Genomic DNA, 25,493 nt, shown 5'->3' with positions numbered 1-25,493 from the left:
TAGATAATTTTGTTGGAAACATAACACAAACAGAATCAATACAACCTATATCTTAAAATCATCACAAGGGTTATGGGAAATCCAAAATACATTCCGATATTTAATAAAATAACACTTATTCCAAAACCTAAGATCTCCTCATCAGAATCTGCGAGGGATATTATAGATAGTGAATACAGCATGGGAGTTATTCCAATTCTTATTATCTCTTTGAAAACAGAGTTTTCTCTTTCAATATCTGCAATGAACGGAGAGAACGAGTAGTAAAATTCATTGAAACTTTTCATAAATAGTATTCCTGATTCTGATTTGAGTAATTTGGTATCCCTGATTTCTCGTAGTTGTTGTACTTGGGGTGCAAGTTCCGTACCATATGTGGCGGTGGCAATTAGACAACCTCCACCTGAGGAAGATAGCATAAAACTGTTCATTTTATTCAGAATTGATTTTGAAATTTCAATGGGTTCTTCCCATGCATGCTGTCCTTGTTCTCCAAATACTAGAAAGGCAAAATCATTTGAAATACAACCAATAGATTTTGTTCCAGCTAATCTCAAACTTTCGGGACTAGGATAACTTCCTGTATGAACTATCCAACAGTTTCCCGATATTCCAGGATATTTTTCAGTAAATGTATTTCCATAGAATTGACTAATTTGATAGTTCATACGATCTGGCAGATCTTTGGGATTTGATGATTGCCATAGATATACCGTGTACCATTTTTCATCTTTACCAGAATACATTTTGATGTATTTGTAATCATCATCCTCATGATGACTTACTTCTTTATGTTGATAGTCGTCAGGTAGAAGAGTTTTTAGATCAATGAATTTTGAAGACTTTATTTCTTGTTTAGACTTTGAATATACTTGACATATTCCGTCAACTTTTATTGTTCCCTCTCCACACGTTGGTTCTGGCGTTATTGTTTCATATGTTGTTCCAACAGTGAAAGTTTCTTCTATTGATATTCGCTTTAATTCTTTTGAAATCATTTCTGCATTTATTACATAGGAACCAGATGTATCAATGATTTTGGAGAAATGCTCTTTGATTGGTAATATTCTATCTTGTTCAAAACATTGATCAAAAAACCCATCTTGATTAATAACATCCATTTTGTCTGATGAGTAAATTGTTACATAAAGATCCCCACAATCAAAGGAAACATCTGTTACTTTGACTTGAATTTCTACTGGTTCAGAAACAGAATAATGGTTTGAAAGACCAATTATTTCAATTAAACCCTCTGAGGAATATTGTCCAAAAACCGTATTTGGAATTAGCAAAGCAACTACTGTGATTACCCATAATGATAAAACCAAAGTCATGGACTTTAAACAAACCTCGTCTGTATTATGCCTAAAAACATCTTATAATATCTGATGTTATCTTGTCTTTATTAAATCATATAAAATCTTATTTTATCTTATGAAGCACAAGATAACTCTGACAGTAGAATCAGACATAGTAAATTGGATTGATTCAGAATCCAAGACGGGGAGATTCAGAAACAGAAGTCATGGTTTTGAACAATGCGCTCGATTAGTTAAAGATAGAAAGATTACTTGAAAATTTATCTAGATTAGTCCTATTGTCATCATATTACCCATTCAAGTTTTTGTGCACGATTAAGACCAGAGCCACATTGAGGGCAACGTTGTAATCGGTTATTACGAACATGGAAAATATTTCCGCAATTATTGCAACCAAAGATTTGGTGTACGGGAATCACACATTAGTTAATCACTAATTACATATACGTATTTTTTTAGATCAGCATAGAAAATAAGATATTACAAGATGTTACATCTTGTATGGAAAAAATATTTTATCTAAAAATATGTAGGGATTATAACAAAAATTCCATTATTCATCATGTTCATTCAAACGTTTTATGGAGTCTTTGACTTCATCAAGGGACATTTTCTTTGATTTTTTCACTAAATCTGTCAACATTCTTGCTTGTCGTTTTATTCTCCTATCTTCTCTTTCTTGTTCTAAATTTAATGTGGAAAATTGTTTGCACTCTGAACCGTAATACCCTATTCTAGTCCACTTTCCATCAATTCTCACATGTGCAGTTAGTGCAGTACACTCTTCATCTTCACATTGGTCATATTTTTCATGATGAAAACGCCTGTACACCATATTGCCACCTAAAGTGAGAAAAATCCTCCTTGGGATGGATTGTACATTAAAGACAGTCTTTCAACGGTTTTGGCAAATTGATTAAAACTGAGAATTTCTGAAGACATAATATTTGAAATATCTCTCTTGTCTGACTCAAGATACTTTCCCACATTTTGCATGTCATTTACTTGGGTTTTTACACTACATTCAGGCGTGATTATGCGCTCCAAACGCATCCTAGTTGTCCCATCTGGGAATTTCTTGGCATAAATTCTGATAAATCCGCCAACCATATCAGAGATAGTTCTATGAAATGATTCACCTGAAAATTCTGTTTGTCCGTCTTGGTTAAGATGATAATAAGTTACAATCCAATCAAGACTGTTTGGCATGTCGTAAGTTTTGTAGTTGTGAAATAGAAAAGCTCGAAGAATTTCCATGTGCCCTAGAAATTCTTGTGCGCCACGGATGTCATAGATGATTGGATTCCATGTGCAAGACAAGTCAATAGCAACAATTTCGGGATAAACTGCAATCTTTGCATAGATATCTTTTACAAGAGTTTGTTTTTCAAGAAATATGCCCTTGTTTGAAGGATTTGGATGCATTCCTTTCTCTAGCAAATTTTTGTAAAGTTGTTTTGAAGGGAATTTTATTTTGATATCATGAATTGTAGGAATTTGTTTGCTTGCTTCATTAATGATCTCTTGCATGTTGGTTCCGACCACCATACCCTCCTTTGTTACACTTCTTTTTGTTTTACCTGTGTATTCTCCTCTAATTTTGTAATAACAAAACGTTCCTTTAGAGGTATTTATGATCAATCCTTTTTCTTTTAACCTTCCAATTCTCTGTCTAAACGTACCTGCTTTTAATTCTGGAAAATCTCTAACACAAACGTCATGCCCCAGTCTGTTCTTTCTTTGTATCTTCTTTGCAAATTCTTTTAGTGTTGGTGAAAGGCTGTTAATACTATGGTTGTTACATTGATCTGTTACTTTCATAGAATCACCTCAGTTATAACCATGAATTTCATATCATCAGAATCATAGCATTTTTGACAATACTCTACAATGTACTTTCCTGTATCTCCTCCATCAAATACCACTTTGTACTTTTTTTCTTTAGCACATTCGCATTCGTATTCCATTGTGTTTGAGACATTTTTTCTCATGTTGGATTTTTAAGAAAAATCATTTATAATGCATGAAGTATATATACACCTATACATAATGACGGCATCAAAAAAACAAGCCATATTTGAAAAGATAAGCGATGTCTTATCGGAATACGAGTTGACGGGAATCACAAAAAACGAACTAGTTAGAATACTGCAAGAAGCGGGAATTGCCTCACGAGTAACTTTTTACGAGTATTTTGATGAGATGGCAGACCCAAAGAAAGCAAATATCATACAAATGATAACACCCAAAGGCAAAATTAACCCTATTTGTTTTCCAACTCCTGAAAATCAATCACTTGTAAGATTAAAGGAGAAATTCAAATCAATTAGAAATCTATTGAATTTGATCAAAAAATACCCTGAGCTGGGAGATTGTTTTATTCCGCTTCCAAATTTAAAAAAAATCCACAATAGCGAAAAAATTCCCCCCATGACAGGATATGGACAAAACACTTCTTTGTATTCAGATATAATTCATTCAGAAAAGACATCTTTTGGGGAATCTAATTCGTACATCATATTAAGATCACACATGGCAAGACATGATCTTCTAAAAGAACTTGGGATATTTTTGACTCACTATCTAAATTCGCCAAAAAGGAAACACTCAAAACAAATTAAAGAAAAGTGCATTAAAATTTTAACGCCCACTTTTTTGCAAGCATTGAACATTTTAAGTGAGGGATATGTAAATACAACTACTGTTTCAAAAGAACTTAAAAAAACAATTCAGACAACAGCTCCTATAGATTCAGCAGTATTCATTGGTTTGGTGAGGGCACCAACAATGCCCCAAGTTGAAGTAGAATTTTTGAAAATTCTTGGTAGGTATTACTATACCATAAGCAAACGATTTACAAAAAACATGGAATTAGACTCATGTAGAGAGCAAAAAATAATCTCCCAAGTCATAAGAGATTTTTATTGTGATGATGATGAAGATGATTACGAGGATGTATTGGATACACAAGATATTGAAAGAATACTTCGATTAAACGATAATTTTGTTACAACCCGAGATAAAGAAAATGAGATTAAAAATGAATATGGCTTTGACAACTCTCTTGCAATAAACCTTGTCAAAACATTTTCAAATGATGAAGAAGATGTGGATGATGCATTACACATTAAAATTTACTATACAAAATTATTTTTGTCATTAGGTATTTTCACCAAGAGAGAACAACAGATCATAGAATATGATTTGAAACATGATGAAGAAATTTTCAAATCAAAAGAATGGATTGATCCAAAAGAAGGAAGGGAATCATTAGATCTATTATTTCCAAACGAGTCATCAAAATACGACTAGAAAATACTATTTTTTACGCCTGAGGCTGTTTGTTCTTTCTATCCTTTTTTGCATCTTTGCCATGTTCTCTTCTAGTTTTCTAACCTTCTCATTCATGACATCTGCGTTGCTTTCACCTTTTGCCATGCTTGAAAAGTTTGAGAATATGTTGATTCGTCGGCTGGCTTTGGAGTATTCTTTTCTAAGCGTTCTTGAGAACAACTCTGCCTGTTTTTCATAGGAGTCCCTAGGTTTGTGACCAATCAGGTGCTCACATACATCTGGACGAACCTCGCTATCCATTAATATGGATTTGAGCAAATCTCGAAACTCGTGAGAATTAATCCTGTATCTTGTAGACATGTAACCGGATAACTTTTCATCTAATCCCGCGTTCTTTCGCAGTTTCTTTAGCGTGGTAATTACCCATTCTTTTGTAATTGGTTTCTTTTTTTCTGTAAGGAACAATGCTTGATCCTCGCTCATCTCTTTTCCTGTCTGCTTTTTTCTGTAATCTAGATACTTTACAAGCGAATCAATTGCGTCCTTGTCCAAAAATCCTGTATGCGGATATGTTGTCTTTATTCTTGTTAGCTTTACTGGAACTGGACACAACTTTGTATCCCACTTTTTGTAGTTCTCTGTTCCAAAGCATTCTGCTAGTTGCGACCAAGCTTCAAAGTTAAACCTGTCAATTAGGGTTGATGTGTCTAGTCCTCTGTGAAATTTGCAAAGCAATGCCGTCTTTTGAACTAGTGTTGGATTTCCTACCGTAAACAACTGCATCAACTCATCAAGGTTTAGACTTGCTGAATCCTCCCTGTCTTCTGGTGTTGTATGTCCTGCTTTTGCATTGTACTTGAAGTTAATTGACATGTCATTTTTTTCAAAGTATGATTTGATTGCATTTGCAATTACCTTCATTGATTTGTCGCTTTGGTCTGCATTCTCTGAATCAAGCAGATACTCTTTGATTATTTTTACAAACTCTCGTTCTTGGCTTAGGGGTTGCGTATAGTGGTGCAACAAGTCTTCGACTCCCTTTAGTTTTACTTTTTGAATTTTTTGTTTGAATGTATCCTTGCCTGATGGAAATATCTTTGTAAACTCTGCCTCTCTTCCATCTATCCAGTTGTTGAACTTCCATAGTCTGTATGCATATGTTCCTCTTGTTCCCTGATGGCTCTTTGAATCAATATTTTTGAGCCTGCTACCTCTATGCTGTTTCATAAAATAGGCTACTGTCTCTAGCTTGACAAACTCGTCATATGGCATGGAATAGCCCAACTCCGTAACTGACATTACTCGCAAAACTCCTATCTTTTTGCCCACTGCAAATGCGTGATAGACTGCCTCTTCTCGCGCCTTTTGCGTATTTTTCTTTGTAAATTTATGCCCAAACTCTGTTGCAAAGTCCTTTTGGTTAATCCTTTGACCTACCTTTAGCATTGATAGGCAACTGGCATACTGCGGTCTGATTTTGATACCATAGTCATTTTCTTTCTTGAATTTTTTGAGAACCTTGTAGTATTGCTTGACCATGAAAATAGTCAAATTGCAAAGTATAAAAGATGAATTTGTTAACTAAAACCATTGATCCAAGTTTTGACTTTTCTTTTCTAGTGCTTTTTTTAATCTGTTTAATGTTGAATTTACTCTGTCCTCAGAAAAACTTCTTTCTTTTACAAGGTAATTGGTCATTCCTTCATAGTCTACATTCTCAAAAATAATTTCTTTAACATCTGCAACTTCAGGATTCAAAAATATTTTTCTGATTTCTTGATAATCAATCTCTCCTAACTGTTCTTGAATTTGTGGAATATCTTCTAACTTTGAATGTTGTTTGATCATTTTTAGTGCAGTTTTTGGACCGACCCTTTCAAATCCATTTGGATTAAAGTCTGTACCAATTAAAATTCCAACATCAATTAATTCCTCACGGGTTAATTCTAATGAATCTAATGTTTTTTGTGTCTCAATAATTTCTGGAACAATGTCAATGTATGTATTTTTGTTTGGAATTTTTCTTCTACCACTGTTTGTGAAATTTCTTATCAATCTTTTTGCTCCACATAAAATAGAGTCAAAGTCTTGACTTGCTGAAGCATATGCTTGACCTGTGTTTGTAAGATGAGCTGCAGTTGCCTCTCCTTCTGAGGGAGCTTCGATGTATGGTATTCCAAAATATGTTAAAAGTTGTTTTGATTCTTTTACCATCCCGTCTTTCATACTTGTGGTTTGTTGAGCATATTTTCTGGCATCTTCCATGTTTCCATCTGCAATTGCTTTTTCGTATTTTATTGTGGCATCCATTTTGATTTGTTTTCTACGCTCAATTTCCGCTGTTTTTAGAGATGGTGGTTTTCCATCAAATACGTAAACTGGTTTTATCCCTAGAGATAGAAAATTCACATTTCTGTATAGTAGCCCACTAAGATGACTAGTAATTCTGCCTTCTGAGTCGGATAATTGTAATCCATCAGGTCCTCTTATACTTGCTAAAAATTGATAGATGGCATTGTATGCATCAATTGCAATTATTTTGTTTGAAAATGCTTCTAATGTTGTTTTCTCTCTGACAACTAAATCTTTTAGATTTAATCCCATGAGTTATTGTTATTCTTTAATGGTATTTTGATGTTAAGATTAGTTTTCAGGTATTATTTCACATGATAACTGTAAGACATCTTTATTTTGAGATGTCTGATCAGTAAAATTACAATCAATGCTCTTAAATTCTGCTAATTTTTCTACATCATCTTTTGAAATTTCTCCACTATGATATCCTTTGAGAACTTTGGTAAGGTATTTTTTTAGTATTGTATTTTCTAGATCCTTTTCCATAATTCCTACATCGAATCCTGTCCTGGCATTTTTCTCAGGCAAAATGCCTCCTAATCCTATTTCTTCACTTGATTCCATCAAGACTTTGTTTATTTTTGGCTGTTCCTGACTTGACATGATTACACTAAATGGTGTTTGTTTTGCTAACATTCCATGTTCTGTGCTAATTCGCATCATGTACTGGCCTGTTTTTTCATTATTGTTTAAAAAGTCACTTTTGTCAAAATACTGAGTAAAGTCTGCTTCATACACATCATTTCCTCTTTGTCTAAGTTGTAACTCTGATTCATTGACTTTATCGCCTGTAGGTGAAAATACTTGTAGAATGACTAATCCCATCTGTGGTTGAAATCCTTCATACACTACATTTCCTCTAATGAATCCGTTTGATGTATCTAGATCAATTGATTTGCTTTCAAGTAAAATTTTGATACTTTCTTTAGCATCTGTAATGCCTCCAAATCCTATTATCTCTATATTTTCTGCTTGTTTTTGAGGCATATCTACTGGTGTGTTTCCGACCATTGCAAATCCAACTGAAACTATTGTGATTGCAATTGCAGCTATGATTCCCACTGTATCTTGTTTTTTCAAATTATGTGTCATTTTTTCATCTCCTTTGATTTTTCCCATAATTCTTCAAAAAGTAGTTTCTTTGAATAATTCATGGCGCTAGAATTTGTCCACATTGCAGTTGATTCTTTTTTTGAATTATTTTTTAAATAAAATAACACCTCATTATCTTTTATGATATAACATAAATTGTCTGTGATTTGTTCTGGTAGAACTTTGACATTCTCCTTGTTTATATTTTCATACACATAATTTATTTTTGTAGATGTTGTTAGTATTCTGAATTTTTTTAACTTTTCTATATTGTCTAAGATATTTGTATGATAAAAATCAGCAAAGTCTTTTTCATTTCCGATTATTAGTATCTCTTTTTGCGTATTTGTCATTTCATTAATTTTTGAATTAATTTGATTTTCTCCTTGAAGCATTTGGAACTTCTCTTCAATATTTTCTTCATTGTTTCCAACTGGAACTGTTTTCCATAGTTTGATCAATGATGTTTTTTGATTCTCTAATTTTCTAATTTTTTGTTTTTCAGAATTAATTATTTGCGTCATTGCGTTTGTAATTTCTATCGCTGTAAACTTTACGGGATGCCCAAACATTGCAGATACAATTCCTTTACTTTGTAAAGTTGACAAAATATGATATGTCTCTGTTCTAGGAATTTTTAATGCCTGATTGATCTCTGATGCTGTTTTAGTTCCATATTTTCCTAAGAACATGTATACTTTGGATTGATTTGTAGAAAGCCCAAATTTCTCTAATTCTACTTGGATTTTTTCAAAGGATTTTTCAATATTCTCTAGTGATAAATCCTGACTTTCATCTAGTATTACACTCTTCGTGCCTGTGACCATTTCCCATTTCTGGGCATTACTTTGATTTATCATCTGCATGTGAAGAATTGTTGATAATTTTGATCGCATTTGGCATTACTTTGATAATTTACTAAACCCTTAGGCTCATACTTTGATATTTGATTCGATTATGCTCTTTTGCCCATTTTTGTCTGTTCGAAAAATTACATACAACTGCTCTTAATTGATATTGTTCTTCAAACTACATGGTTGAGAAAAGCCTTGCTAAAAAGGACTATATTCGTGCCTTAGATGAAATTGAAAATCAACAATTTCTGTTACTTCGAAGAAAGGCTAAATTTTTACAACATGAATTAACAAAAACTAGTTCACAAATTGATGACTTTGAAATTAATTCATTAAATGATTCAACCCATGAATCTCACTTTGAAAATAATAAAAAACATAATCAAAATTCTTTAAAATTTAGTTTTGATAGTAAAATACTTTCAATTAAACATTTGATGCTCTTTTCCTCATTGATATTTTTCTCAATGATGATTCCTTTTTTGATTGATAATTATTTTCTAGTCGATAATGTTTTAGCTGACGCTGTTGTAGTTGATTCTCCTATGAAAACAAAATTTTTAATTGAAAATTTACGTGGTGATACAATAGATACTGTAAAGTCCTGGAGAATATTAGATGATGATGCATTAAATGTTAATTTAATTAATGGTGATGTTTTAACACCTCAACAACATAATGCGGTACTTAAAGTCATTAACTCTACAGATTCTATATTGTTAGATGATCATATTATTAATCGAGGGCCTCCTGGCTCTGAATCTGTATATTTTCTAGGTTGGGCTGGTGCAATGAAAGAAGCTGCAAAAACTGACACAGCTTACACGGTTCCTACAATCTTTAATATTTTCCAATCCGTAAACGGTGAAGGTCACATCATAATCAATTTTTCAAATCTGATTGATACTGATGGCTTTACTGGATATACTCGATCTGTCATACAGGATGGTGAAATATTAAAATCATATATCACAATTTATGATGTTGATAACTTGGATGCTTCTGAATTGGCAACAATCGTAAGACATGAATTTGGACATGCTTTAGGACTAGGACATTCTACCGATCCAGAAGATCTGATGGCCCCTACAATATCGACTGAATTTCCTTATATTTCAGAATGCAATGTGGATGCTATGCGTGTATTGTATAATGGGCACGAATCAGGATTGGCGGTATGTAAGAAATGAGCATACGTGCATTAGTTGTAGATGATGAAAAAGAGACACTTGACCTATTTTGTGAACTTTTGACCACTCATAATATCCAAATTGTAGGTAAGGGCCATAATGGCCAAGAAGCATTATTTCTATTTCAAAAATTAAAACCTGACGTTGTATACCTTGATGTCTCAATGCCAGTTTATGATGGATTGTATGCATTAGAAAAAATTAGAGAAATTAACCCTAATGCGATAGTTTTTTTAATTGTTGAAAAAATGTCCTTGAAATCTGAGATGAAGATGAATCGATTGAATCCTTCTTTTGTATTTCGCGAACCTCTTGATGTTGATGAAATAATTCAAAACACACATCGCTTTTGTTTGCCTCCTAAAGATGAATTAGAAAACATGCAAAAAACTATGACTACTTTGGCATTAAAAAATACTCTACTTGAATTGGGCCATGATGAACTGGACAAAGTAATTTCTATTCTTCAAAAAGACTATAACCTAACATTAGATGATTGTTATGACAATCCTGAAGATCTCAAACATGTTTTACAAGATTTGTTTGGTGAATCATACGATAATATTCTACACTCACTTCGATCTAACATGAAAGAAATATCCTCGCATAATTCAACTAAAAACTTTATTTCAAATTTACATGAATGATCCTTTGAAAAAATGTCAAAAATTAGTTTCCCTATACATCTACAAGATAAAATATTTGAAATAAAGTACGATTCTGATATTGTTTCTAAAATAGTCTCTTATTTTCCTTTTTCAGAATCTGAAAAGCAAGAGATAAAATCAATTCTAAACGTGGATTTTTCTGGATTTTATTCTATTTTCACTGATACTGTTTCTGATGAGGAATGGAATCAAACTAAAGATCAAATCAAAAAAAGATTTAATGATGAATTATTTGATATTGATAAAAAGTCTTAGTTCTGATTTGCTTTATTATGGAGAAAATTTTAGATTAATTGCCGGAATAGCCAAGCGGTAAGGCGGCCGTCTCGAAAACGGCTACGCGCAAGCGTGCGGGAGTTCAAATCTCTCTTCCGGCGTATTTATAATTTTTAAAGTCGATTCAAAGAGAATTCATATGACTAAAGAAACTGAATCACAGATCCAACAATCAGACGTTTCAACTGACGAACTGATTTTACATTTTAGAGAAAAATGCAAAATTTGTGGTCATCACAGAATCATGCATGATGCAACGGGAAAGTGTGAAGGTGTAATGAATAAACCTTGTACTTCTGGCTGCGATAAATTTGAAGCAGAATAATTTCAAATTCTTTAATACTTATTTTCTCTAATTCTTTCATGGGTCCTGACATAAAAGAAGAAAAAATTTATCCATTAGGTTATCAGCCTGAAACAACTCCTGAATCAACTGATCCAAATGTAAGAAACCAACTAATTGACTTCATTTTGAAATCTGGACCAACTGAAGTTGTTGATACCGATTTGTTTGCAGTTATGGCAAAGAGACGTTCTACAAGAAAATTTTTAGACAAACCTGTTGAAACTGCAAAAATTGATAAAATTATTGCAGCAGCTGATACTGCTCCTACTGCTGGAAACTATCAGGGGTTTGAAATTTTTTACATAAAAAGCCCTGAAAAGAAAAAACAACTAATTGAAGCATGTAACAACCAACCGTATGTTAATGCTCCAGTTGTATTGGTTTTCTGCAAAAATCCTTCTAGAGTGAAATTTGATTTTCCTGAATACGTTTTAAAGAAATTTGCTATTCAAGATGCTACTTTGGCTGCTGGATACTCTCAATTGGCTGCACAGGCTTTGGGATTGAGTTCAATTTGGATTGGAATGTTTGATGAACAAAAAGTAATGGATGTCATTGGAACTGATTTGGTACCTTCTTCTGTATTGTGTATTGGATATCCTAAACAAACAAAATTCCCAAAACCAAGACGAAATCTCAAAGACTTGGTTCATGTAACATGGTAAGCTATACCTAAAATCATCCATCTTTAAATAACGAATACTATTTGTTAGATTCATGACTGATGCATACGTTATGCTAAATTGTGAATTAGGCGCAGAGGCTGAAATTATTGAAAAACTCAAAGAACTTGAACAAGTTGTAGATGTCTTTGAAACTATTGGAACTCATGATATGCTAGTCAAATTACAAGCCGAGAATTTTGAGAAGATCCGAGAAATCGTTTCATGGAATATTCAAAAATTGCCCAAAGTTCGCTCTACTGCAACTCTCATAAAAAAAGATAATTAGATTAACGTTAATCTAATTTAGATGGCTGACGAGAAAAATGAGATAGATAAACTCATTGATAATATGATAACTAGTGGGGATGAATTAGTCGATAATCTCAAAACAGTATTACCTAATTCTCTTGCTGAATCCATGGTCATGTTTCATGAATCAAATGTTGAAAATTTAAAAAAAATCAAAGAGTTTCTTAACAAATAGATTTCAAATAGACTCGTGTCATTACTACTATATCCTTTTTAATCATTAATTGATTTTAAAACCGTGCCAAGATCTAGAACAATCACTATTACTGTAAAGAAAAAAACAGGTGATGCTTTTGATGCAATTTTACAATTACCCCCTAAAATGATGCCTGATGCTAAATTCCATGATGATGGATGGTGGTCTTTTACTGGACCTCATGGTAAGTCAAAACTAAAATTCAACGAAAATAAATCCCTTGGAATTTTAGACCATCAATATATTGATGAAGAATCTATATGGGATGTTCCTATGAGGGTTGTTTCTAATGGGGAATATTCTGAAATTTTGCTTACTCTAAACAAACCAGATGAATTAACTGATGAACAATTCAATAAACGAGTAGAAGAGATTGGAGAACTGGTCAACAACATGAAACAAATTATTGAATCCTCCTAACTGAGCCTAGTTACGTAGAAATTGTTCTTTAAGCTTAAAAGCAAATTTGGTGATTATGTATTGATAAAAATGCCCTATGAAGAAGTATATTTTCAAAGATTGGAAGAAGATGAACCTGAAGTATATGCAAAAATAAAATCTAAAAAAACTTGCTAGTCTTATTTTCCTTCAGAATCTTCATTTTGTGAATTTCCAGGACCTACAACATCTTCTGGTTTTACTTTACTGTCCCAATCTCCTCTTGCACCTTTAACTAATGCAATTACTCCTGCTCCTAGCAATCCTATCACGAGTGCAAAAAATACTGTCTGATCCATTATCTTAAATGAACAATTAACCTGCTGTGGAGGTTTATCTTCAAAATATTCGTAACATGTTCCAAATTCATTTTCCTCAAATGTAGCAGCTTGATATTGGCTTCCCATAACTCCTAACACAATAAATCCTACAAAAGTTAGACCTATCCCAATTAGGATAAATCTCATATCACTCATAACGTATTTTGTCGATTCACAGTATTTACATTTTAACCCAAAAAACACTCTAGTGTTATTTTTCTAACAATGTTTTTAGATTTTCAAGCGATGCTTCATAAAATGAGCCCATGAACACAAGAAAATCGGTAAATTGTTTTTCGGACATTTTTTTGCTGTTGATATATGATTGCCATGTTAGTTCTACAAGATTTCTTGATTTTGGTTTGATAGATATTGTTGCCACATATGCTCTTAATGGTAGTCCTTCAGTTGCAACATATGTGAAATATTCTCCAGTCTTCCATGCTACTACATGCTCTTCTATTTGGTTACCATCTGCAAATGTGATTAGTCTTACTGCACCAACATCTTTTTTCTTTTGAGAAAGATAAACCGTCTTTTTTACATCGACTAACCATGTTGGAAGTCCTACAATATTGCTAACTTTTCTCCAAACTTTATCTTTTGATGTCTTGATCTTTATTGTTTTTTTGACTGTGCCTGTATGGAATGATTTTTTCACAGATTTTACCATATAAGACTTCAAATCTTGTGAGTTTTAAATTTTGTACAACCATTTTTAATCCCCTTTAGTAAATACTATCAAATGGTCTTTGGATGGGGAAAAAAGAAACAAGAAGAAAAATCTGTAGAACAGGTTCCTCAAACAAAAGACGTCTCTTTAAACGATGTAGAGAAAATTGTGGACGATCTTAAAAAATTACGTGAATCACAAACCGTTTCTGAAGTAAAACATCTTCGAAATAGTACTGCTCCCCTTATTGAAGATTTGATCAAAATCGGAGATATGCTTGAAAAAGACACACTCAATGTAGATGATATTGATAAACATCTTGCAGTCATTGTTGTTAGAGGAAAAAAACAAGTAATTGATGTAATTAAGAAAGGAGTTGTTTCTCTTCCTGAAGTATCTTCAATTGATAATGCAAAAAAACTAGATACTTCTTTGAATCAAATTCTAAAAAAAGTAGGAGATGTGTTAGGACGTCAAACTAGAGTCATTCATATTTTTGCAAAAAAATACGCTAATCAATTAAAAGATAATTTGGAAGTTATGAATCAAAACCATTCTGACATTCATGGTATTCTTCAAAATTTTGAAAACACAAAATCTAATTCTGATGACATTCTTAAAGCATTAAAAAAAATTGAAATCCTCAAATCTAAAAAAATAGAAAAAACTCAAAAAATTGTTAACACCAATAATGAATTAGAATCAACAAAACAACATCTTTTATCTTTAGAAAAAAACATTGATGAAATCAAATCCTCTGACGATTACAAAAAATATCTTGAATCAAAAAAATCTCTAGAATCCTTTGAAAATGAAAAAACAAAAATCAAAAATGAAATTAACTCTCAATTTACAAAAATTTCTAGACCTCTTGGACGATATGAGTATGCATCATCTTTAGATAAAGAACAAAAAAGTATCCTTGGCAAATTAGTAGAAAACCCTTTTGACGTGTTGACTCCTCAAAACAAAGATCCCATAATTGTGATCTTGGAAAATGTTCGAAAAGGTATCACTTCTGGTTCTATATCTGTAAAAGATGTTGATAAGACTCAATCACAAATTACTGAAACTGAAGAAACACTGGATGGATTCATTTCTCAGGTTTTAGAATATTTTGACACATATCAAAAAATGTCTAATGATTTGGATTCCCTTCGTTCTGAAAAATTGGTCTCACTGGAATCTGAATTTACCAAAACTTCTGATGCTAAGGATGATTTAGAATTAAAATCTGAAACATTCCAAGGTGAAATTGATGAAATTGATACTAGTATCCCTCAACTTGTGTCTGAAATAGAGAAAAAACTAAGGTCATTTTCTAATACAAAATACACTGTTTTAATGTCTTAAAATTAAATTAGTTCAAAATTTGATGATTTTCATGTTGTTCAAAAAGAAAAAATTTGAACGCAAAGTTATACTTCAAAAAGAAGTTCTTGACAGCATTCTATCTTATTGTCAAATGAAACATCCTAATGAAGGAATCTTAATTCTTAAAGGAAAATCAAAAAATGGTGAAATTAACATCGATGGACTGGTGATTCCACCGTTTAATTATACTGGACCTACATTTGCAGGATTTCCTCACTCTTTCTTACCTTTTGATATGAGTTATGTTGGAATTGTACATTCTCATCCTAGTGGGTCTGCTGAACCCTCTGTTACTGATTTGAATAATTTTTTTGGATTGGTTTCTTTGATTGTAAAATCTCCTTATTCCGATGAATCCGTTTTTGCTTGGGATAGTGGTGGAAATGCTATTCCTCTTTCAATAAAATAACACTTCAAAATTCTAGTGAAATTTTAAAAAATCTAACAAAACTTTATAACCTTTTTGGAGGTACTTTCTATGAATTGTTTAATTACAAAACCTATTTGATTTTCTTATTTGCTTCACTAGCTATCAGCATAGGATTACAAATGGTGTTGCCATTTCCGTATGGGTTGGGGGCTGCACTTGCAATCTTTATCGCATTTCCATTAATTCTGAGAAGACGATACATGAATCGTATGAGGGGCGGTTATGGTGGTAGTGACTCTGGCTCTGGGGGTGGTGGATTCTTTGGAATGGGTTCACAAAGTGGTTCTGGTGGTGTACGTTACGTATGTCTTGTATGTAACAACAAACACAAAGGTGGCTCTTGTCCTCGATGTGGTTCCAAAATGCAACGTGCTGACTTCTAAAAATGTCTCTTGATGAAATTCGCCAAAAAGTAATTTTTCATAACTCCGTCGATGTATGGATTTCTGCATGTGGTGAAAAAAATAAAGATTGGACAAATCCTGAAGATTATAAACAATTCATAGCGCATTTGTTAAAGAATAATCTTAATCTTAAAGCATTCAATCTTTGCACTCATGAGGCAGGAGCTACTGAAGAAGAAAAAACAAAATTTACTGAAGTTTTAGCTCAAACAAAAGAAACTGATCCAAACTCTCAAACTTATACCATCAAACTAAACGATTCTGCAATAAACACAATTCGAAGTTATTTTTAATCATCGTTTCAACTTTGGATTAACAATTGCATCAAGTGCGTTTCCTATAAACACAAATGCAAGTCCTGCAATGGCAATCATTATTCCTGGTGGCATAATCCACCACCACAGTCCTCTTGCAGCTGCCCCAAATGTATTTGCATCATGAAGTATATGGCCCCAAGTTGGAAATGAGGGGTCACCTAACCCTAGAAAACTCAAACCTGCTTCTGTAGTAATTGCTGCTGGAACTGATATTGCAATGCTTGCAAATGCATATGGGAGCAATTGTGGTAAGATGTGCTTGAGGACAATTTTAGAATTTTTTTGCCCCATCATGTTTGCTGCGTCAACATATCCCTTAGTCTTGATTTGTAAGGACATACTTCTTGCAACCTTTGCAATACCTACCCATCCAAAAACCATCAAAAATCCTACTAGAACGAATATACTGTTACTAATTGTAACTGATAAAATAATTAAAAATGGAAGTGCTGGTAATGCATAGATTACATCATTGAATCTCATCATCATTTCATCTGTTTTTTTGCCTTTGAATCCTGCATACACTCCGTACAATAACCCCATTATCACGGATGCAATGGAAACTACTAATCCTATAAACAAAGCAAGTGGCGTTCCCCATAACAATCCTATTGCAAGATCTCGTCTTAACTCATCTGTTCCCATCATCCCAAATGCTTTTCCTCCTATGATCAATTTTGATTCATGACTTTTGATTTCTGAATCAATAGTATATGTGTCAATTGAGAAAACATAGTTTCCTTTTAATGGCTCATTTGTTTTTGTATTTGAAAATACAATGTCTTCTGCTGATAGTCTTGCTAAATTGAAATCAAATTCTTCTGATTGTAACAACAAATTCTTTTTAATTGTTTCATCAGTTGAAAAAATTCTTTCACTATGAATTGTTTTGGTGTTTGAATATGGCAATGATGTGGATAACAACTTTAATTTTATTCCATCTGGTCTTGTCACAGACATTTGCAATAATGCTGATTCAGAATATTCTGATGAAAAAACATAAATAAAATCATTTGGAAAAAATTCATAATCAAAATTTACGCCAAATTTGTGAGATGATAACATAATCTCTCCTTCTGAATTTGTTTGAATATTGGGGTTTTCTAGAATTTTATGTTCTGGTATTTTTTCACTCATGAAAATATTTACCCAAATTGGAACAGCTACTTTGGGATATGAAATCCAATTTCCGGGATTATTCCATTCCTGAAATGTTTCTACTGGAATTGCAATAATTGCAATGATTGATGTTGTGATAAGGATACCTAGAATTGTAATTCCTGCAATTCCTATTTTACTTTTGAGAAATTCTTGTTTAATTTCCTGAGGTGTTATACTGCTCATTGACCTGTTCTCACCCTTGGGTCAAAATACCCATAAAGCAAATCTGCAATGAATATGCTGACTAGGAAAAACACCGTCAAGATGTATGTGGCTCCAATTATTACTGGTAAATCCATGACTGTGATTGCCTCAAAATACAGTCTTCCCATTCCTGGCCAATCAAATACCGCCTCTGTGATGATTGCTCCGCCAAGAGATCCCGATAAACTCAATGCTAAAATGGTGACAATTGGGGGTGCTGCATTTTTTAATGCGTGAGTGTAGATTATTTTTTTTTGTTTAATCCCTATTGTCTTTTTTGCCATGATGAAATCTTCTTGCATAATCCCTACCATGAAATTTCTTACCAAATATGCCCATGATCCAAACCCAATCATTACAATTGTGATTAGTGGTAATGCCATGTGATACAATAATGAACCAATATACCCTGGATCTGATGAAGGAATGTCTGGTGTTGCTCTTGCAGGAAATATCTGATATGTGAATGCAAATAAAAATATCATTAACATGCCTATCCACCAAACTGGAAAACTTGAACTGATGATTGCAAAACTTGATGTGATTCTATCTACAATAGAACCAACTTTACTTGCTGATAATGCCCCTAAGAAAATACCAATAATTGAAATAATCACTGTAGCTGTTGTAAATAGAAGAATTGTTCTTGGAAGTTTTTCAAATATGATGTCTTTTACATCTGATGATCCTGAATCACTAGTAAGAAAAGTCGCATGGCCAAAATCTAATAATAAAATTTTGTACATTGTAAGCCCTATTCTTTGAGGCGAATACCATGGTTCATCTAGGCCCATTATTTCCATCCTTTGATCAATCTGACTTTGAATGAATTTTTCAAATTCTTCGACTGATGAAAAACTTTCTGCAATTGCAGGATTTTCTGTGATTTCTGAACGAACTTGAAACATCATTCCTTGTTTTAGTATGGTATCCATGTTTGAACCTACCAATGAAATTGTGATTAGCAGTGTAATCATCAAAACTCCAAACATTGTTGCAGCCCTTGTTGCAACATATTTTTTCATACTCACTAATCACAAATATGAAAATCAGTTTATAATCATTTGAAAATAGGTTCAAAAGAATTTGACGAGAGTGAAACGAACTCTAGGCATAATCTGGGCAGAAAAGCAGGCCTCTCGTCAATATATTATAGTATGAAAATTATTTAAGAATTTATGAAAATATTCTTCCAAAAAATTATAATTCCATTTTATATTGGTATAATATGGTAAAAAATGGTAAAACCAATACTAAAAATTTGTTTGATCCTGATGAATTAATGTTAACAAAAACTGAGATCTTGGAATTTTGTGACCGAGTAATAAAAAAATGGAATAAAAATCCTTCAAAAAACACAAAAAATATTCTTGCGATGAATGCTGTTAAAACTAGTGTTATGTGGACTGATGATGAATCTCTAAAAGCAATATGGCGTGAAATTATTGCATGGACCTTTGAACTTCTTTATGAGAATGCAATGGCACAAGATGAAGAATGGGCAAATATGTTAAAAAAATTAAAGAATAAAAAATAACCTATACTTTGTATTATTATGAGTGCAAATACTATTCGTAAAGCAAAAAAATTAGTTGAAGCGGGAGGTGTTGTTAAATTAGAAGATGATCTTTTTCAAGTAAAGTCTTCATCTACTCCAGACCAATCGTACATTGTAACATCTGATACCTGTGAATGTCCTGGATTCAAAAATTTCTACAAATTCCATCATGGAAAAGGTATCAAAGCAAATTGTTCTCATTTAGAAGCGATTAAAATATTTAAAAAAGAAAATTCTTGAAATTATTTTATTTTAGATGTGTCAATTTTCCCAACATATACTTTATTTTTTGATATAATTATTGGTCTTAAAATTAATCCTGGATATTTTATCATCAGTTTAATTATTTGAGCATCTGTTTTTTTGTTATTTTCTAAATCAAGTTCTTTGTACATCTTGTCTCTTTTTCTCAATAACTCTGGTGGTTTTTTTCCAGTCATTTTTATGATTTTTTTTAACTCCGATTCTGAAAATGGTTCTTTAAAGAAATCCCGTTTTTCAATATCTGCACGCATTCTTTCAATTTCAGATATTGTTTTTTTACAAGTGATGCAAGTAGGCTTGTGAAATACTTTCAATTTATGATTTGTACCTTGATATGGTTAAAAATTGTTTAGAAAAAATGTGCTGTCAGGCACAGCAAATTGATTTTTTAAAGTCTTCTGAATTTCTTTCAAAGTTGCATTCTTTACATACTTGCCAGCTTCTTTTCTTCAAAAGAGAAAATGATGATTCATAACAAACTGAATACATTTTTCCGCTACAATTTGGACAAGGTATTGGAATATCTATTTTCATAAGTAATTTAGGTGAATTTTGAATATAAGATACACGTAGAATTTATCAATCGTTCTTTTCTTCAGAACTTTCTTCTGTTTCTTCAGAACCTTCTAACTCTTTTAATTTTTGATCGTTAAACTCTTCTAATTTTTCTTTTGGTACTGAAAGCATTTCAAGATATGCTTGTTGAGCTTCATCATACGTTCCTCCATTTGCAATAATTTGTGCTTTGACTATTTGGGCATTTTCAAAAATGTTTTTTGTAAAATTTAGTTGCATGACTATTATGTCTTGTATTTCAGAATCTAAATTACTAATATAACTTTCATATCTTAACCCTTCAAAAATTCCATACCTTGGATTATATTCTTCAATTGCTTGTTCTGTAAGTCCTTCTGCAACACTTCTTTGCTCTTCAACATACAATTCTTCTTCATTTGGCTGCAATGCTTCTCTATTTTCTAAAATTAATTCTTGCAGTAATCCGTGATAATATTTAAAAAGCATTTGTCCTATTGGATCTTTTTCAAAATCGCTTTCATTTGCACTAAGATATTTTTTTGCTTCATTTGTATCTAATTTTTGTTGTAATAATGAAACAGGGGATGCATCACCTTTTACTTGAATTTGACTAGTTTCTAATCCTGTCATTTCATACCAAGTTGCAATTACATTAATTGTATACATTCCTGGAACTCTTTCAAAGTTTTCAAAATCTGCTTTGAACACGCCCCATGGGTCAGTAAACGTTTTTGTTGTCTCAGAGCCTGTTCTAACTAGTACTTCTGCGCCTCGAATGGGTTTGTATGCATGGTCTACAACTTTTCCTGTGACTGATAATGTTTCACCTGAAACTATTGCTCCTTTCTCTACCTGAAGATCTATAACTAACTCTGATAATTCGGCTTCAGATGTTTGAATGGTGGAAAATATCATTAAAATTGAAAATAGCCCTACTATTCCTGCTTTTTTGTACACCTGAAGTTGTATTGATTTTTGTTGTTAAGACAAAGTATGAAGAAAAATTCGCTAATTTTCAATTTTATTTGATTAATTTTGACAATTTCTATGCTTGAGCAAATAGTTTGATTTCAGATTGTTCTTAAACCCCCAAATTTATTTAATCTTGAATTATGGATTTAGAGAAATTTCGAAATGACGTGTATAATATGACTGAGAAATTATCTGTGAATCTACAAGAAAAAGACATGTCAAAATTAAACTATGTAGGACAACAATTAATCGAAATGTACCAAAAAAACTTGGTAAAAATCAATCATTCTGTTTTGGAGTTAATTTGTGCAAGTAATTTAATTTCTAGAGGCTATGCTGTAGATGTTGAAAAAGATATTTCTGAAATTTTAGTTTGTGATATTTTTGCTAAAAAAGGTGATGGTAATACCATTCTTGAAATTGAAACAGGTTTTACTCCTCCTGAACATGCAATGGATACTGTAGATTATTTTACTGCAAGAATAATGAGTAAAATTGCAAGATATAGTCAACATTGTTCCAAATTTTCATTGGCTACTCCTGCAACTGGAATTCTACCTATCCCTAAAATTTTCTTACTTCCTCCTAATGCTCGCAAAAAAGAAGATATTCAAAAAGTCAAAAATCTATGTGATAGATATTACAAAAATCCTCCAATAGAATATGATGATATTTTGAATGCACATCTACACTCTGTTTATTTGATTAACATTGATGGTGGATTTGTAACTGAATTAGATCCACAAGGATATGTTGATTTAACAAATGATCTACTTAACAGAAGTGAAATAGAGTATTAGGTGCAAAATTAAGAAAAAATTCAAATTCATCTACTGAAATAACTATAATAAGATGATCTGTGCTGCTTGTGAAACTAGGAAGCATTTTGAATGCATTGATTGTATGAATAATCATAAAACCTATCTCTGTTCATGTGATTGTCATGATGAAAATACTGAACCTCATCCTATAGGAAAATCTCATTAAAAATTATTTTTTGAATTTTCTTTCAATTTCTTGAGCCATAACTTCTAACTTGTCTGTGTTTCCAAGTTTTCTATATGTGAGTTTTTCAAGAGTCTTAATTATGCTGATTGCTGCACGATATTGAGGTATTTCAGGCTCATTTAATTCTCCATACATTCCAATTCCATGAATTTCATTCTTCTTTGCAAATCCTAAAATTAATCCATTAAAACCTGTAATGATTGATTTTTGTGGAGTCATGTCAACTCCTAATTCTTCCATTTGTTTAGTTAATTCTTTAGATGTTGTAGTGATGTATGTTTTTGGATTGTTTTTGTATGATCTATTTGTATGAAAACCTCCAAGTGTGTAGATAAATTTTGCAGAATATTTTTTTGCAACATCAATAACATCCTGACATAATGCGTTTAATTCGCTAGTACTTTGTGGCTGTCCTTTTCCTCCTCCAAAAATAATTAAATCCTCAGTGTATCTATACTCCCAACTTTCATCTGGAAGATCAATATGCCCTCCTCTATCTACTACATATGTTGGAAATGGAGTTTTCGAAACTCTAAATGTTTTAGTTCTTAATGATTCGTTGATGAAATTAATTACAATACTTCCAACATTTCCCATATCTTGCATCGCCGCAATAATGATGGGTTTTTGAACATCTGGTTCTAACTCTTGTTTAAAGTCCATGTTTTGTTACAAATTTTATCAACTTTAAACATATGCTGATTTCATTTTGGAAATGTTTTCAATTTGACGTATCACAATTAATGGTTACTCTCAAATTTCTAATTTTTTATTTTGAGCCTAAATTAGAAAATGTATTTTTTCTAATAGGTAAAAACATTATCATATTTTAACTCTTGGAGATTTTTGTTTCTTTTTTTAGTGATCGAGAAAAACATGAAGATTCATAAGGCAAAAAAACATTCTATCGACAAATTATGGAAACATCCATGGAAAATATCGGAACATTAGAGTATGTTCTTGACAAATACTCCAAAATCTGGTGCTGGAAGATAACTGGTGAGCGTGCCGTAAGCATGATCTCTAGGCTGGTGCCTGAGGCGTGGTATGGTGAAAATGTTAACGAAGTAATCATTCCTGATAGTACTGAGAGTGTAAAACAAATCAAATTGATCCTTGATAGATATCCCCTTGACATTTTATCCAAAACTACTTGGCAAAGAAAAATCATCAAGACATATGCTCCTAAACCTACTTTGCCACCGGTTAAACATAAACTAAAGCGAGCAAAATCAGGAGACCAATTTAGAGGAAAATTACTAAACTTCCAAAAAGAAGGATTAGATTTCTTAATGAAATCTTCTGGTAATGCATTATTAGCTGATGAAATGGGTCTTGGAAAAACAGTACAAACACTGTCTTATGTTGCAACTGAAAAACAAACATTTCCAGTTCTAGTTGTTGCTCCTTTGGTTACGTTAAACAACTGGGAAAGAGAAATTGCAAAGTTTCTTAAGAAAAAAAGCCGTAATGGAAGATTACTTGAATCTGAATCCCCTAGTGTCACTCTAATTAGAACTGGAAAGAAAAAAGAACTTCCTAAAACTGACATTTATGTAATAAATTATGAATTACTCTTTAAGAGATATGACGATTTAGCAAAAGTTGGAATCAAAACTGTTGTATGTGATGAAGTACATAATTTGAGATCTAAAACAACTCAAAAATACAAATCAATAAAAAAATTAGCTGCATTACCTTCAGTATCTTACAGAATAGGTCTTTCCGGAACTCCTATTTACAACCGTGGTTCTGAAATATGGCCAATTATTGATATCTTAAAACCTGGGCTTCTTGGTAGTTTCAAAGAATTTTGTGAATACTTTTGTTATGTTAATGAAAAGGGTAAAGCAATTGTATTGGAAAATAAACGTGCTTCACTTAGGAATGAATTACAAAAACACGTTATGCTTAGACGGAAAAAATCTGATGTGCTAAAAGAACTCAAAGATAAGGTACGTTACAAGGAAGTTATTGCAGCAGACACTGACTACTATGTTGAAGAACTGGATAAAATTTGGAAACGCTTGGAAGAAGAACAAAAAGATGCTGAATCTGAATTTTCAAAATCTGCTTCATATCATAGAGCCATACAAAGCGAAAGACAAATTGCAGGTTTGGCAAAACTTCCACATACTATCAATTTTGTAAAAAACATCATGGAAATTGAAGAAAGTGTTGTAGTCTTTTGTCATCATAAAGTAATTCACAAATTACTACATGAAAGTCTTCAAGAATTTTCACCCGTATCAATAATTGGAGGCCAATCTGATACAATAAGACAAGATCAGATTGACAAATTCCAAAAAGGTGAATCAAAATTAATGATTGCGGGAATTCGTGCAGGAAATGTCGGAATCAATTTGACTAGAGCAAAATATGTTATTTTTGCAGAACTTGACTGGAGTCCTGCAATTCATAGACAAGCTGAAGATAGACTGCACAGAATTGGACAAAAGAATACTGTATTTGCATACTATTTGATTGGCAATGGCACTCTTGATGATCATGTTGCAAACGTCTTGGTAGACAAAAGTTATGAAATTGATGAAATCATGGACGAAAGTGTTGAAAACTTTGAAAATAAAGATAAAGCGCAACTTATTCTTGCACAAATTCAAGACAAAATACGTTCAAAATAACTAGACATTCAATTTTGTTTTGAGTTTTGATAATTTTTCAATGATGTTTGTCTTTTTTTCTAGTTCAATTTGAGAATCTTGCACATTTTTTACTATTTCATCAATTAAACTAAGAATTTCGATCTCTGGTTTTATTTCCCCAAATTTTATTTTATCAAATCCTTCAGTCTCTGTTTTATCAATCTCTTCTGTTCCTTCAGGCAATATTTCATACACTTTGATAATTTTTTCATCTTGTCTTTGTGGCGACATAAGAACAAATTGATTTTGTCTCAATTTTTCCAATTCTTCTCTAATTTCTGTTTCTGATATTCTTAGTATGTCTACAATCTGTTCCATGTTGCATGATTTTATCTGAAGTAATCGTAACACTTTGGCCCAAACTGGAATACTTTTCCCCCATAGAATTTCTCTTGCAATTGGAGTAATTGAAAACGAACCATTGCTGTTTAGTGAAATAAATTTTCTGTCTTTTAATGAACCTAAAGAATCTAAAATTTTTCCTACTCCTAATCTTTTTAATTCCGAATTTTCAAGATTTGTTTCATCAAATATTCCATTTTCTTTCACTGCTAAATGCAAAATTTCTAAATCAATTGTTCCTAATTTTCTCATGTTTTTTTGTTT

The 25,493-nt window shown here is 32.2% G+C and carries 33 protein-coding genes and 1 tRNA gene; 18 read left to right on the top strand and 16 right to left on the bottom strand.

Annotated elements, in window-relative coordinates; translation table 11 throughout:
* Positions 1 to 35: 35 nt before the first annotated feature.
* From ACQY22_RS09000 to ACQY22_RS08985, 4 genes are all read right to left on the bottom strand, one after another.
* On the bottom strand, positions 36 to 1,334 hold the full coding sequence (locus ACQY22_RS09000; protein ID WP_428324353.1) for a CFI-box-CTERM domain-containing protein: 1,299 nt from the start codon (positions 1,332 to 1,334) through the stop codon (positions 36 to 38).
* A gap of 538 nt (positions 1,335 to 1,872) precedes the next feature.
* Positions 1,873 to 2,154 carry a hypothetical protein gene (locus tag ACQY22_RS08995; RefSeq protein ID WP_428324352.1) on the bottom strand — a complete coding sequence of 94 codons (282 nt, stop codon included), beginning with the start codon at positions 2,152 to 2,154 and terminating at the stop codon, positions 1,873 to 1,875.
* Between the two features lie 8 nt (positions 2,155 to 2,162).
* A complete protein-coding gene (locus ACQY22_RS08990) occupies positions 2,163 to 3,140 on the bottom strand; it encodes a hypothetical protein (protein WP_428324351.1) in 978 nt (325 codons plus the stop codon).
* Positions 3,137 to 3,310 carry a hypothetical protein gene (locus tag ACQY22_RS08985; RefSeq protein ID WP_428324350.1) on the bottom strand — a complete coding sequence of 58 codons (174 nt, stop codon included), beginning with the start codon at positions 3,308 to 3,310 and terminating at the stop codon, positions 3,137 to 3,139. The genes ACQY22_RS08990 and ACQY22_RS08985 overlap by 4 nt, the downstream gene beginning before the upstream one ends.
* A 58-nt stretch (positions 3,311 to 3,368) precedes the next feature.
* Between ACQY22_RS08985 and ACQY22_RS08980 the strand changes: the two genes are divergently transcribed.
* Positions 3,369 to 4,631, top strand: coding sequence for a hypothetical protein (locus tag ACQY22_RS08980; protein ID WP_428324349.1), 1,263 nt, complete (start codon positions 3,369 to 3,371; stop codon positions 4,629 to 4,631).
* Between the two features lie 6 nt (positions 4,632 to 4,637).
* Here ACQY22_RS08980 and ACQY22_RS08975 read toward each other — a convergent pair whose 3' ends face one another.
* Genes ACQY22_RS08975 through ACQY22_RS08960 form a run of 4 tightly spaced genes read right to left on the bottom strand, consistent with a single transcriptional unit; the run spans position 4,638 to position 8,956 of the window.
* Positions 4,638 to 6,152 carry a tyrosine-type recombinase/integrase gene (locus ACQY22_RS08975; protein ID WP_428324348.1) on the bottom strand — a complete coding sequence of 505 codons (1,515 nt, stop codon included), beginning with the start codon at positions 6,150 to 6,152 and terminating at the stop codon, positions 4,638 to 4,640.
* 42 nt (positions 6,153 to 6,194) lie between these two features.
* A complete protein-coding gene (gene fen / locus ACQY22_RS08970) occupies positions 6,195 to 7,217 on the bottom strand; it encodes a flap endonuclease-1 (RefSeq protein ID WP_428324347.1) in 1,023 nt (340 codons plus the stop codon).
* A gap of 39 nt (positions 7,218 to 7,256) precedes the next feature.
* Positions 7,257 to 8,087 carry a hypothetical protein gene (locus ACQY22_RS08965; protein ID WP_428324346.1) on the bottom strand — a complete coding sequence of 277 codons (831 nt, stop codon included), beginning with the start codon at positions 8,085 to 8,087 and terminating at the stop codon, positions 7,257 to 7,259.
* A complete protein-coding gene (locus tag ACQY22_RS08960) occupies positions 8,057 to 8,956 on the bottom strand; it encodes a TrmB family transcriptional regulator (protein WP_428324345.1) in 900 nt (299 codons plus the stop codon). The genes ACQY22_RS08965 and ACQY22_RS08960 overlap by 31 nt, the downstream gene beginning before the upstream one ends.
* A gap of 137 nt (positions 8,957 to 9,093) precedes the next feature.
* On the opposite strand from ACQY22_RS08960, the gene ACQY22_RS08955 reads away from it, so the two are divergent.
* The 9 genes from ACQY22_RS08955 to ACQY22_RS08915 all read left to right on the top strand — a co-directional run bounded on the left by ACQY22_RS08955 (position 9,094) and on the right by ACQY22_RS08915 (position 12,984).
* Positions 9,094 to 10,104, top strand: a complete 1,011-nt coding sequence (locus tag ACQY22_RS08955) for a matrixin family metalloprotease (RefSeq protein ID WP_428324344.1) — start codon at positions 9,094 to 9,096, stop codon at positions 10,102 to 10,104.
* Positions 10,101 to 10,751, top strand: a complete 651-nt coding sequence (locus ACQY22_RS08950) for a response regulator transcription factor (protein ID WP_428324343.1) — start codon at positions 10,101 to 10,103, stop codon at positions 10,749 to 10,751. The genes ACQY22_RS08955 and ACQY22_RS08950 overlap by 4 nt, the downstream gene beginning before the upstream one ends.
* Positions 10,752 to 10,763: 12 nt before the next feature.
* Positions 10,764 to 11,027: a hypothetical protein gene (locus ACQY22_RS08945; protein WP_428324342.1), complete on the top strand. Its 264-nt coding sequence runs from the start codon at positions 10,764 to 10,766 to the stop codon at positions 11,025 to 11,027.
* A gap of 40 nt (positions 11,028 to 11,067) precedes the next feature.
* Positions 11,068 to 11,149: transfer RNA gene (locus tag ACQY22_RS08940), tRNA-Ser, on the top strand.
* A gap of 38 nt (positions 11,150 to 11,187) precedes the next feature.
* Positions 11,188 to 11,373 (top strand): hypothetical protein, encoded by a 186-nt coding sequence (locus ACQY22_RS08935; RefSeq protein ID WP_428324341.1) that lies wholly within the window; start codon positions 11,188 to 11,190, stop codon positions 11,371 to 11,373.
* 38 nt (positions 11,374 to 11,411) lie between these two features.
* Complete coding sequence (locus ACQY22_RS08930; protein WP_428324340.1) at positions 11,412 to 12,059, top strand: nitroreductase family protein; 648 nt, start codon at positions 11,412 to 11,414, stop codon at positions 12,057 to 12,059.
* Positions 12,060 to 12,111: 52 nt separating this feature from the next.
* A complete protein-coding gene (locus ACQY22_RS08925; protein ID WP_428324339.1) occupies positions 12,112 to 12,345 on the top strand; it encodes an Lrp/AsnC ligand binding domain-containing protein in 234 nt (77 codons plus the stop codon).
* 21 nt (positions 12,346 to 12,366) lie between these two features.
* Positions 12,367 to 12,543 (top strand): hypothetical protein, encoded by a 177-nt coding sequence (locus tag ACQY22_RS08920; protein WP_428324338.1) that lies wholly within the window; start codon positions 12,367 to 12,369, stop codon positions 12,541 to 12,543.
* Positions 12,544 to 12,606: 63 nt separating this feature from the next.
* Positions 12,607 to 12,984 (top strand): hypothetical protein, encoded by a 378-nt coding sequence (locus ACQY22_RS08915; protein WP_428324337.1) that lies wholly within the window; start codon positions 12,607 to 12,609, stop codon positions 12,982 to 12,984.
* Between the two features lie 158 nt (positions 12,985 to 13,142).
* Here ACQY22_RS08915 and ACQY22_RS08910 read toward each other — a convergent pair whose 3' ends face one another.
* The gene (locus ACQY22_RS08910; RefSeq protein ID WP_428325544.1) at positions 13,143 to 13,469 is read right to left on the bottom strand and encodes a hypothetical protein; all 327 of its coding nucleotides are present in this window, start codon (positions 13,467 to 13,469) and stop codon (positions 13,143 to 13,145) included.
* A gap of 64 nt (positions 13,470 to 13,533) precedes the next feature.
* Positions 13,534 to 13,995: an SRPBCC family protein gene (locus tag ACQY22_RS08905; RefSeq protein ID WP_428324336.1), complete on the bottom strand. Its 462-nt coding sequence runs from the start codon at positions 13,993 to 13,995 to the stop codon at positions 13,534 to 13,536.
* Positions 13,996 to 14,067: 72 nt separating this feature from the next.
* Here ACQY22_RS08905 and ACQY22_RS08900 point away from each other — a divergent pair, with 72 nt between their 5' ends.
* From ACQY22_RS08900 to ACQY22_RS08885, 4 genes are all read left to right on the top strand, one after another.
* Positions 14,068 to 15,348 (top strand): exonuclease SbcC, encoded by a 1,281-nt coding sequence (locus ACQY22_RS08900; protein ID WP_428324335.1) that lies wholly within the window; start codon positions 14,068 to 14,070, stop codon positions 15,346 to 15,348.
* A 31-nt stretch (positions 15,349 to 15,379) separates the two neighbouring features.
* Entirely contained in the window at positions 15,380 to 15,778 is a 399-nt protein-coding gene (locus ACQY22_RS08895) for a Mov34/MPN/PAD-1 family protein (protein ID WP_428324334.1), read from the top strand.
* Between the two features lie 74 nt (positions 15,779 to 15,852).
* Positions 15,853 to 16,182 carry a hypothetical protein gene (locus ACQY22_RS08890; protein ID WP_428324333.1) on the top strand — a complete coding sequence of 110 codons (330 nt, stop codon included), beginning with the start codon at positions 15,853 to 15,855 and terminating at the stop codon, positions 16,180 to 16,182.
* A 2-nt stretch (positions 16,183 to 16,184) separates the two neighbouring features.
* Entirely contained in the window at positions 16,185 to 16,496 is a 312-nt protein-coding gene (locus tag ACQY22_RS08885) for a hypothetical protein (protein WP_428324332.1), read from the top strand.
* Here the strand turns inward: ACQY22_RS08885 and ACQY22_RS08880 are convergent, their stop codons facing one another.
* Both ACQY22_RS08880 and ACQY22_RS08875 read right to left on the bottom strand, forming a co-directional pair.
* Positions 16,497 to 17,864: an ABC transporter permease gene (locus ACQY22_RS08880; protein WP_428324331.1), complete on the bottom strand. Its 1,368-nt coding sequence runs from the start codon at positions 17,862 to 17,864 to the stop codon at positions 16,497 to 16,499.
* Positions 17,861 to 18,910, bottom strand: a complete 1,050-nt coding sequence (locus ACQY22_RS08875; protein ID WP_428324330.1) for an ABC transporter permease — start codon at positions 18,908 to 18,910, stop codon at positions 17,861 to 17,863. Before ACQY22_RS08875 ends, ACQY22_RS08880 begins: the two co-directional genes overlap by 4 nt.
* A gap of 203 nt (positions 18,911 to 19,113) precedes the next feature.
* Between ACQY22_RS08875 and ACQY22_RS08870 the strand changes: the two genes are divergently transcribed.
* Together ACQY22_RS08870 and ACQY22_RS08865 are read left to right on the top strand one after the other, a co-directional pair.
* Complete coding sequence (locus ACQY22_RS08870) at positions 19,114 to 19,422, top strand: hypothetical protein (RefSeq protein ID WP_428324329.1); 309 nt, start codon at positions 19,114 to 19,116, stop codon at positions 19,420 to 19,422.
* An 18-nt stretch (positions 19,423 to 19,440) separates the two neighbouring features.
* Complete coding sequence (locus tag ACQY22_RS08865) at positions 19,441 to 19,683, top strand: hypothetical protein (RefSeq protein WP_428324328.1); 243 nt, start codon at positions 19,441 to 19,443, stop codon at positions 19,681 to 19,683.
* A gap of 2 nt (positions 19,684 to 19,685) precedes the next feature.
* On the opposite strand, the gene ACQY22_RS08860 is transcribed toward ACQY22_RS08865, so the two are convergent.
* Together ACQY22_RS08860 and ACQY22_RS08855 are read right to left on the bottom strand one after the other, a co-directional pair.
* The gene (locus ACQY22_RS08860; protein ID WP_428324327.1) at positions 19,686 to 20,021 is read right to left on the bottom strand and encodes an arsenate reductase family protein; all 336 of its coding nucleotides are present in this window, start codon (positions 20,019 to 20,021) and stop codon (positions 19,686 to 19,688) included.
* Positions 20,022 to 20,286: 265 nt separating this feature from the next.
* The gene (locus tag ACQY22_RS08855; RefSeq protein ID WP_428324326.1) at positions 20,287 to 21,201 is read right to left on the bottom strand and encodes a carboxypeptidase regulatory-like domain-containing protein; all 915 of its coding nucleotides are present in this window, start codon (positions 21,199 to 21,201) and stop codon (positions 20,287 to 20,289) included.
* Positions 21,202 to 21,356: 155 nt separating this feature from the next.
* Between ACQY22_RS08855 and ACQY22_RS08850 the strand changes: the two genes are divergently transcribed.
* Positions 21,357 to 22,016 carry a hypothetical protein gene (locus ACQY22_RS08850; protein ID WP_428324325.1) on the top strand — a complete coding sequence of 220 codons (660 nt, stop codon included), beginning with the start codon at positions 21,357 to 21,359 and terminating at the stop codon, positions 22,014 to 22,016.
* Positions 22,017 to 22,206: 190 nt separating this feature from the next.
* Here ACQY22_RS08850 and ACQY22_RS08845 read toward each other — a convergent pair whose 3' ends face one another.
* Positions 22,207 to 22,887, bottom strand: a complete 681-nt coding sequence (locus tag ACQY22_RS08845; RefSeq protein ID WP_428324324.1) for a PAC2 family protein — start codon at positions 22,885 to 22,887, stop codon at positions 22,207 to 22,209.
* A gap of 254 nt (positions 22,888 to 23,141) precedes the next feature.
* Here ACQY22_RS08845 and ACQY22_RS08840 point away from each other — a divergent pair, with 254 nt between their 5' ends.
* Positions 23,142 to 24,866 (top strand): DEAD/DEAH box helicase, encoded by a 1,725-nt coding sequence (locus tag ACQY22_RS08840; protein WP_428324323.1) that lies wholly within the window; start codon positions 23,142 to 23,144, stop codon positions 24,864 to 24,866.
* On the opposite strand, the gene ACQY22_RS08835 is transcribed toward ACQY22_RS08840, so the two are convergent.
* Positions 24,867 to 25,481: a hypothetical protein gene (locus ACQY22_RS08835; RefSeq protein WP_428324322.1), complete on the bottom strand. Its 615-nt coding sequence runs from the start codon at positions 25,479 to 25,481 to the stop codon at positions 24,867 to 24,869.
* Between the last annotated feature and the right edge of the window lie 12 nt (positions 25,482 to 25,493).

The organism is Candidatus Nitrosopumilus sp. (genome assembly GCF_965263415.1).
Classification (GTDB): domain Archaea; phylum Thermoproteota; class Nitrososphaeria; order Nitrososphaerales; family Nitrosopumilaceae; genus Nitrosopumilus.
The sequence above is the reverse complement of the archived record's forward strand: the minus strand, read 5'-3'. Positions and strand labels throughout refer to the sequence as shown.